Here is an 8,239-nt window from a genome sequence, read left to right as displayed (position 1 = left end):
ACGAACTCGGTCTCGGCCTCGGTCGTGTCCACGATCATCGTCATGGTCCTGGCGGTCCCGGCCGCCTACGGGCTCTCGGTCAGGCCGATCAAACGCTCGACCGATGTGTTGTTCTTCTTCATCTCCACGAAGTTCCTGCCGATCGCCGCGGCCGTCATCCCGATCTACATGCTCCTGCAGGCCGCCGGCGCCCTGGACAACATCACCGCCCTGTCGATCCTGTACGTGGGCATGAACCTGCCCCTGGCGGTGTGGATGATGCGGTCCTTCCTCATCGAGGTCCCCACCGAGATCATCGAGGCCGCCCAGGTCGACGGCGCCCGCTTCCGCACCGAGCTCCTACGCATCGTCGTGCCGATCGTGGCCCCCGGGATCGCCGCCGCGGCCCTGATCTGCTTCATCTTCGCCTGGAACGAGTACTTCCTGGCGAACCTGCTCACCTCGACCATCGCCCGCACCACCCCACCCTTCCTCGGCAGCTTCGTCTCCGGCCGCGGCCAATTCCTCGCCGCGCTCTCCGCCGCCGCGACCCTGGCCGTCCTCCCCGTGATCATCGCCGGCTGGGTCGCCCAGAAACGCCTCGTCCGCGGCCTCGCCATGGGCGCCATCAAATAACCCCGCATCGACCCTGCGAGAGCGTGAGCACTCGCCCAGCACCGAAAGGCCGGCCCCACATGAACGAGATGATCCGCCGCGTCACGGTCGTCGCCCCCGGAGAAATCCGGATCGACGAGACTCCCCGCCCCGCGCCGAGCAACGCCGAGGTGCTCGTGCGCATGCTTGTCACGGGGGTATGCGGATCCGACACCCACGCAGCTGCCGGACGGCATCCGTTCGTGGCACTGCCCTACAACCCCGGCCACGAGGTCGTCGGGGTGATCGATGCGCTTGGTCCCGATGTCACGGCCTTCGAAGTCGGCGACCGGGTCACGGTCGAGCCGACCCTGCCGTGCTGGAACTGCAAGATGTGCCGTACCGATCGGTCCAATCTCTGTGAGAATCTGCAGTTCTTCGGATGCGGCTGGGACCAGGGCGGCATGGCCGACTACTTCACGGTCGCCTCCACCCGGCTCCACCGGGTACCGGAACAGTTCACCGACCTGCAGGCCGCACTCATCGAGCCCCTCTCGACCCCCGTGCACGCCGTTCGCCTCGCCGGCGATCTCCGCGGCAAGGCGGTGGCCATCGTCGGAGCGGGCACGATCGGCCTCCTCGTACTCAAGGCAGCGCGGCACGCCGGCGCCGCGCGGATCATCATGACCGATCCCCTGCCCGAGAAGCGCCGGCTGGCACTCGCGCTCGGTGCCGACGACGTCGTCGATGCGCGCGAGGACGATGTCGCTACCCGCGTTCGGTCGGTGCTCGGAGAGAGCGCCGATGTCGTATTCGACTGCGTGGCGATCCAATCGACGATCGATCAGGCGATCGAGATCGCACTCAAGGCCGGCACGGTCGTCGTCGTCGGCGTTCCGGAGGCCTCCGTGACCGTGCCGCTGCCGCTCATCCAGGATCAGCAACTGCGCATTCAGGGGTCCGCCACCTATCTGCCCGAGGACTACCGAACCGCCATGGAGATCCTTGCGAGCGGGACCGTATCGACCGATGACTTCATCACCGCCACATTCCGTCTCGACGATGCCGCCGAGGCCTTCGAGGCCACCTCCGCTGGGCACCAGGTCAAGGTGCTCGTCACCCGCTGATCCATCGGCGGATCGGCCCCCGCACCGACGGCGCTCGGCCCACCTCCCACGAAAACCCCGCGCGTCCGTTTTCATCGGGGCCGCCCGCGGCCGTACGATTTTCCCGCACCCCGGGCCGACCGGCCCGCCCCGACCAGGAGGTCCTCCATGTGCGGAATCGTCGGATACATCGGCCACCGGCCCGCCCAGCCCATCCTCACCAGCGGCCTCAAGCGGCTCGAGTACCGCGGCTACGACAGCGCCGGGATCGCGACGATCGACGACGACGCCCGTGTCACCCTCGTGCGCGCCGTCGGCAAGGTCGCCGAGTTGGAGCATGCCGTGGCGACCCGCGTCACCGCGGACACGGTCGGCATCGGGCACACCCGCTGGGCCACCCACGGCGTGCCGAGCGAGCGCAACAGCCACCCGCATCACGTCGGCCGCGTCTACCTCATCCACAACGGGATCATCGAGAACTACGCCGAGCTCGCCGATGTACTCACCGAACGCGGATACACGTTCGCCGGCGAGACCGACAGCGAGGTGCTCGCCGCACTCGTCGACGCGCTCCTCCCCCTGCACGGCACCCTGCTCGAGGCCGTGAGCGGCGCGCTCAAGATGGTCGTCGGCACCTACGGCCTCGCGCTGCTGTCCGACGAGAACCCCGATGAGATCGTCGTCGCCCGCCGCGGCAGCCCGCTCATCGTGGGCCTGGGAGAGCAGGAGACCTTCGTGGCCAGCGACGCCGCCGCGATCGTGGGCCACACCGACCGCGTCGTCTACCTCCAGGACGGCGAGATCGGCGTCTGCACCCGCGGCGGCATCGCCCTCTACGACGTCGACGTCCAGCCGCTCGAACCCGCGGTCGAGAAGCTCCAGGTCGACCTCGCCTCGATCCAGAAGAAGGGCTACGACCACTTCCTGCTCAAGGAGATCCACGAGCAGCCCGAGGCGCTGCGCGCGACCCTGCGCGGACGCATCGACCCGGAGACGAACCGGGTCCAGCTCGGCGGGCTCAACCTCACCGACGACCAGCTCCGGTCGATCCGCAACGTCATCGTGGTCGGCTGCGGCACCGCCTACTACGCGGGCCTCGAGGCCGCGTACCTGATCGAGCAGTTCACCGACGACGTCACCATCCGCGCCGAGGTCGCGAGCGAGCTGCGCTACCGCTCCTTCCACACCCCGAAGAACACGGTCGCGCTCATCGTCTCCCAGTCCGGCGAGACCGCCGACACGCTCGCGTGCCTGCAGGAACTGCAGCGTCGCGGCGTCCACTGCATCGGCATCGTCAACGTCGTGGGCTCCACAATCGCCCGCGAGGTCGACGGCGGCATCTACACCCACGTCGGCGCCGAGATCTCCGTGGCGAGCACGAAGGCCTTCACCTCCCAGGTCGCGGCGGTCACCCTCTTCGGCATCGCGCTCGCCCAGGCCAAGGGCATGAGCCGGCAGGATCTCGTGCGCTACACCGACGAGTTCGCCCTCCTGCCCGAGGCGATCGAGGCGGCGCTGGCAAGCGTCGAGGAGCAGGTGAGGGACGTCGTCCGTACGTACTCGGACTACTCCCACGCGCTCTACGTGGGGCGCGACACGCTCTACCCGATCGCGCTCGAGGGCGCGCTCAAGCTCAAGGAGGTCACGTACGTCCACGCCGAGGGGTATGCCGCCGGCGAGCTCAAGCACGGGCCGATCGCCCTGATCGACGACTCGTTCTTCGAGGTCTGCTACCTCCAGGACAACTGGCTGCGGGAGAAGTCCGTGAGCGCGCTCGTGGAGATGAACGCGCGCGGGGCGCACGCGATCGTCGTCACAAACGTCGACCGGGAGCTGCCGGCCGAGACCGTCATCCGGGTACCCACGACCGCGGATCTGCTCGCCCCGCTCGTGTTCAACGTCGTCTCCCAGCTCTTCGCCTACTACATGGCGGTCGAGCGCGGCACCGACGTGGATCAGCCGCGCAACCTGGCCAAGTCGGTCACGGTGGAATAGACCCTGCCGCTCGCGTGGGGACGGCGTCGCTGATCGCGGCGCGGAGATCAGCCGGCCCGCTTCTCCAGTTGCGCAATCCGCTGGTAGGAGACGCCGAGCACCTCGGCGGCCTCGCGCTGTGTCAGCCCCTGGGAACGAAGCCCGGTCACCGCGTTCCGTGCCAACCGTGCGGCGTCGGCGGCGTCGGCACGCGCACGAGCCTCCTTGTCTCGTGCGGCTTCCCACGACAGGCGTATCGCGTCATCGACCTCGATATCGAGATCGACCCGGATCGACGACTCATCGACATCGAGAGCCAACGCGGCGGCCTCACGGGCCATCGCGCGCACCTGATCGAGACGGCGGGCCTGGGTCACCACCCCGAGTTCTGGGATGTCGACTGTCCACCAGCGCCCCTCCCTCCGCGCCACGATCCTCATCGCCATCTAAATCTATCTCCATGCGTCGGGCGCGTCGCCGTCCAGGGCCGCGATGACACTCCGGACGACTCCCGCGCTGATCATTCGGTGCTTCGGAAGTACTAGTCGTCGACCCTCAGGTGAGACCCACATCTCGTGTGATCCTCTTGTTCGACCGATCACCCAGCCTCGCAGTCGCAACTGCGCCGCGACTCGTCGGTACTTGACTTCCTTGACCACCACTCTAGGCAAGTGGGGATAGCCGATCAAGACAAGGGACCCTAGAAATCTGTGGATGGGCCGCCGGCTGCACCCGACCCCGTCGACCGCTGCGGCCGCATCACGGATGGCGGTCGCGATCACGGTCTCATAGCGGTGGCGTGCGCGCGGGCCGAACTCCTCGTGCGACCGCGCGAGGTTCGACGCGATGTCGGCTCGAGCGGAATGCGTGAGTCGAAATGTCGACGTCAGTCTGCACGCGAGCGCCTCGGTGTCGGCCTCCCGAGCCGAGTGTTGAAGCCGTCGAGGTCCTCTTCCGCGATCTCGTCGAAGCGCCCGACCTGCAAGAATGGCCCGGTCGTGACCCGTCCGTCCGAAGGAGACCAGGATGTCGCCGAGCCCATCGGGACCAGCAGAGCCCACGCCCACCGGCGCGCGCGAGGCGAGCGGCGTCGTCCATGATCAGGGCGGTGCGCCGATCGCCACCGGGGCGAGCGCCACCCGCGGGATCGTGGAGACCGCCGGGATCGAGATCATCGGCGAGTCCGAACGCACGGCGAGGCCGCGGGACCTGTTCTGGCCGTGGTTCGCCGCGAACGTGTCGGTGTTCGGGATGAGCTACGGCTCCTACCTGCTCGGCTTCGGGATCTCGCTGTGGCAGGCCACGGTCGTGGGGATCATCGGGATCGTCATCAGCTTCGCGCTGTGCGGGCTCATCGCGATCGCCGGCAAGCGCGGCAGCACCCCCACGATGATCCTCTCCCGGGCCGCGTTCGGCGTGCAGGGCCAGAAGGTGCCCGGGGTGATCTCCTGGCTCACCTCGATCGGCTGGGAGACCGTGCTCGCGATCACCGCCGTGCTCGCCACCTCCACGGTGTTCAGGGCGCTCGGCTGGGGAACGGGCACGGCGATCACGCTGCTGGCCACGCTCTTCATCGCCGCGCTCATCGTCATCGCCTCGGTGCTCGGCTACCACACGATCATGAAGGTGCAGTCGGTGCTCACGTGGGCGACCGGACTCATGACCGTGCTGTTCATGGTGCTCACGGCGGGGAAGATCAACTGGGACCAGATCGGCTCCACCCCGGACGGCTCGGCGCAGCAGATGCTCGGCGCGCTCGTCATGGTGCTCACCGGGTTCGGGCTCGGCTGGATCAACATCGCCGCCGACTGGACCCGCTACCAGAAGCGCTCCACCCCCGACCGCACGATCGTCGCCTGGAACACGTTCGGCGCCTCGATCGCGCCCGTCGTGCTCGTGGTGTTCGGGCTGCTGCTGGCCGAGTCGAACGCCGACCTGGCCACGGCGATCGGCGACGACCCGATCGGGGCCCTCATCACGATCCTGCCGCTGTGGGCGCTCGTGCCGTTCTGGATCGTGGCCGTGCTCACGCAGGTCTCCGGGGCGATCCTGGGCATCTACTCCTCCGGCCTCACGCTGCTCAGCCTCGGCATCCGCATCCCGCGCCCGGCCGCCGCCGCGATCGACGGGGTCATCCTCACCGCCGGCACGATCTGGGTCGTGTTCTTCGCGGGCACGTTCATCGGGCCGTTCCAGAGCTTCCTCATCACCCTCGGCGTGCCGATGGCGGCCTGGGCCGGGATCCTCATCGCCGACATCCTCACCCGCCGCACGGTCTACGACGAGGCGGCCCTGTTCACCTCCGCCGGCCGCTACCGCGCCGTCGACTGGACCGCCATCGCCACGATGGTCATCGCCTCGGTCATCGGCTGGGGCCTCGTGGCCAACGGCTTCGCCGCCGAGGCGTCGTGGAACAACTGGCAGGGCTATCTGCTCGGGATCGTGGGCGGGCGCGAGGGTGCCTGGGCGGGCGCGAACCTCGGGGTGCTCGTGGCGCTCGTGCTCTCCTTCGTCGTCTCGGTGATCGCCCGGCGCGCCCGCATCCGGCGGCAGGAGCACGGCCTGGCCGCGCTGCCGCGATGAGCATCCGCGACCGGGCCCTCGGGGCGCTGCTCGGGCTCGCGATCGGCGACGCCCTGGGCATGCCCACCCAGTCCTTCTCCCGGGCCGAGATCGCCGAGCGCTTCGGGGTGATCACCGGGCTGTGCGACGCCCCCGCCGATCAGCCGATCGCCCCGGGAATGCCGGCCGGGTCGGTCACCGACGACACCGAGCAGGCCCTCCTCGTGGCCGACCTGCTCATCTCGGGCCGGGGGCGAATCGACGCCCGCGCCTTCGCCGGCGCGCTGCGGGCCTGGGAGGAGCGGATGATCGCCCGCGGCTCCCTCGACCTGCTCGGGCCCTCGACCAAGGCCGCCCTCGCCGCGATCGCCGCCGGCACCGACGTGGCCGAGGCGGGTCGCTTCGGGACGACGAACGGTGCCGCCATGCGCATCACCCCCGTCGGCATCGCCTCACCCGCCGGTCTGCCCGGATCCGCCGGGCTGCTCGAGGCGGTCGTGTCGGCGAGCCGCGTCACCCACAACACCGGGTTGGGGCTGTCGGCGGCCGCGGCCGTGGCCGCCGCCGTGAGCGCGGGTGTGGACGGCGCCCCGGCGGCCCGCGCGCTCGAGCTCGCCGTGGCGGCGGCCCGCGCGGGTGCACGGCTCGGGCATTGGGAGGCCGGCGGGCACGTCGCGGCCCGGTTCGAGGCGCTGCGCGGGCCGGCCCGCGAGACCGGCGACTTCGCGAGTTTCCTCGATGAGGTCGTGGGCACGTCGGTGCACTCCCAGGAGTCGGTCGTGGCCGCGCTGCTCATCGTCGAGCGGTACGCCCGGCGCCCGTTCGAGGGGCTGTGCCTGGCCGCGGCCGTGGGCGGGGACACCGACACGATCGCCGCGATCGCCGGCGCGGTCCTCGGGGCCTGCGCCGGGGCGGGCGCCTTCCCCACCGACGTGCGGGCGAGGGTCGAGGCCGTGAACGACCTGGGGCTGGAGCGCCGGGTCGACGCGTTGCTCGAGCTACGGGCCGCGTCCCGGTGAGCGGCCCGGTGAGCGGCCCGGTGAACGTCCCGGTGATCGGCCCGGTGATCGGCCCTATGGGTCCCGCCGGCCCGGGGCGGGTGCTGCACGCCGGGCAGGCGCTCGTCGACCTCGTGCTCACCGTGCCGCACCTGCCCGAGCGCGGCGGCGACCTCTTCGCCCGCTCGGCCGACCTGCTCGCCGGCGGCGGCTTCAACGTCATGGCCGCGGCCGCCCGGGACGGCGCCCGGGTCGTCTACCTCGGCGGGCACGGCACCGGACCGTTCGGCGACATCGTGCGCTCGGCCCTGCGCGCGGAGGGCATCGAGGTCCTCGCCGCGCCGGAGCCGGAGGACTCGGGTTTCTCGATCGCGTTCATCGAGGACGACGCCGAGCGCACCTTCGTCTCCACGCTCGGCGCGGAGGGGCTCGCCCGGCGGGCGGACTTCGACGCCGCTCGCGTGGGCGGGCGCGACGTCGTCTACGTCTCGGGGTATTCGCTCGTTCCCAGCCCGCACCGGGAGGTGCTGCTCGGCTGGTTGCCCGGCCTGCCGGCCGGCGCACGGGTCGTGGTCGACCCGGGTCCGCTCGTCGGCGAGGTGGAGGGAGCGCCCCTGGCCGGGCTCATGGCGGCGGCGCACGTGTGGAGCACGAACGAACGCGAGGCCCGGCTGCTCGCGCGGCGGATCGGCCTGGATGCCGGCGCGGGCCGGGAGTCGCTCGCGGGCGACCTGGCGCAGGAGCTGGGCTGCGCCGTCGTGCTGCGCTGCGGTGCGCACGGCGCGATCCTGGCCGGCGCGGAGGCGGCGCGTCACCTGCCGGCCCCGGCGGTGACGGCGATCGACACGAACGGCGCCGGGGATGCGCACTGCGGCGTGCTGTGCGCCGCCCTGGCCGCCGGCGCGGGGCTGGGCGAGGCCGTCGAGCGCGCGAACCACGCGGCGGCCCTCGCCGTCACCCGGCGCGGCCCGGCCACCTCCCCCACCGCGGCCGAGATCGAGGCCTCGCTGCGGGGCTGAGCCGACC

The 8,239-nt window shown here is 70.8% G+C and carries 8 protein-coding genes; 6 read left to right on the top strand and 2 right to left on the bottom strand.

Annotated elements, in window-relative coordinates; all coding sequences use genetic code 11:
* The 3 genes from GCG21_RS14890 to glmS form a co-directional block, all read left to right on the top strand.
* Positions 1-615: carbohydrate ABC transporter permease (locus GCG21_RS14890; protein ID WP_152910459.1), on the top strand; the 615-nt coding region annotated here is incomplete at its 5' end.
* Positions 616-674: 59 nt separating this feature from the next.
* A complete protein-coding gene (locus GCG21_RS14885; protein ID WP_227993907.1) occupies positions 675-1,700 on the top strand; it encodes a zinc-binding dehydrogenase in 1,026 nt (341 codons plus the stop codon).
* Between the two features lie 147 nt (positions 1,701-1,847).
* Positions 1,848-3,674 carry a glutamine--fructose-6-phosphate transaminase (isomerizing) gene (gene glmS, locus GCG21_RS14880; protein ID WP_152910458.1) on the top strand — a complete coding sequence of 609 codons (1,827 nt, stop codon included), beginning with the start codon at positions 1,848-1,850 and terminating at the stop codon, positions 3,672-3,674.
* A 47-nt stretch (positions 3,675-3,721) separates the two neighbouring features.
* On the opposite strand, the gene GCG21_RS14875 is transcribed toward glmS, so the two are convergent.
* Together GCG21_RS14875 and GCG21_RS17385 are read right to left on the bottom strand one after the other, a co-directional pair.
* Entirely contained in the window at positions 3,722-4,093 is a 372-nt protein-coding gene (locus GCG21_RS14875) for a helix-turn-helix domain-containing protein (protein WP_194165125.1), read from the bottom strand.
* A 12-nt stretch (positions 4,094-4,105) separates the two neighbouring features.
* Entirely contained in the window at positions 4,106-4,312 is a 207-nt protein-coding gene (locus GCG21_RS17385; protein ID WP_153879209.1) for a type II toxin-antitoxin system HicA family toxin, read from the bottom strand.
* A gap of 367 nt (positions 4,313-4,679) precedes the next feature.
* On the opposite strand from GCG21_RS17385, the gene GCG21_RS14865 reads away from it, so the two are divergent.
* Genes GCG21_RS14865 through GCG21_RS14855 form a run of 3 tightly spaced genes read left to right on the top strand, consistent with a single transcriptional unit; the run spans position 4,680 to position 8,232 of the window.
* Entirely contained in the window at positions 4,680-6,236 is a 1,557-nt protein-coding gene (locus GCG21_RS14865; RefSeq protein WP_152910456.1) for a cytosine permease, read from the top strand.
* Complete coding sequence (locus tag GCG21_RS14860; RefSeq protein WP_152910455.1) at positions 6,233-7,234, top strand: ADP-ribosylglycohydrolase family protein; 1,002 nt, start codon at positions 6,233-6,235, stop codon at positions 7,232-7,234. Before GCG21_RS14865 ends, GCG21_RS14860 begins: the two co-directional genes overlap by 4 nt.
* Before the next feature lie 8 nt (positions 7,235-7,242).
* Entirely contained in the window at positions 7,243-8,232 is a 990-nt protein-coding gene (locus GCG21_RS14855) for a PfkB family carbohydrate kinase (protein ID WP_370517548.1), read from the top strand.
* Positions 8,233-8,239: the final 7 nt, after the last annotated feature.

It is taken from the genome of Pseudactinotalea sp. HY160 (assembly GCF_009372055.1).
Taxonomy (GTDB): Bacteria; Actinomycetota; Actinomycetes; order Actinomycetales; family Beutenbergiaceae; genus HY158.
The sequence above is the reverse complement of the archived record's forward strand: the minus strand, read 5'-3'. Positions and strand labels throughout refer to the sequence as shown.

What these genes read in the sequence shown, in the direction of transcription:
- GCG21_RS14885 (WP_227993907.1), top strand. Translation starts at nt 675, where the DNA reads ATGAACGAGATGATCCGCCGCGTCACGGTCGTCGCCCCCGGAGAAATC.
- glmS (WP_152910458.1), top strand. Translation starts at nt 1,848, where the DNA reads ATGTGCGGAATCGTCGGATACATCGGCCACCGGCCCGCCCAGCCCATC.
- GCG21_RS14875 (WP_194165125.1), bottom strand. Translation starts at nt 4,093, where the DNA reads ATGAGGATCGTGGCGCGGAGGGAGGGGCGCTGGTGGACAGTCGACATC.
- GCG21_RS14865 (WP_152910456.1), top strand. Translation starts at nt 4,680, where the DNA reads ATGTCGCCGAGCCCATCGGGACCAGCAGAGCCCACGCCCACCGGCGCG.
- GCG21_RS14860 (WP_152910455.1), top strand. Translation starts at nt 6,233, where the DNA reads ATGAGCATCCGCGACCGGGCCCTCGGGGCGCTGCTCGGGCTCGCGATC.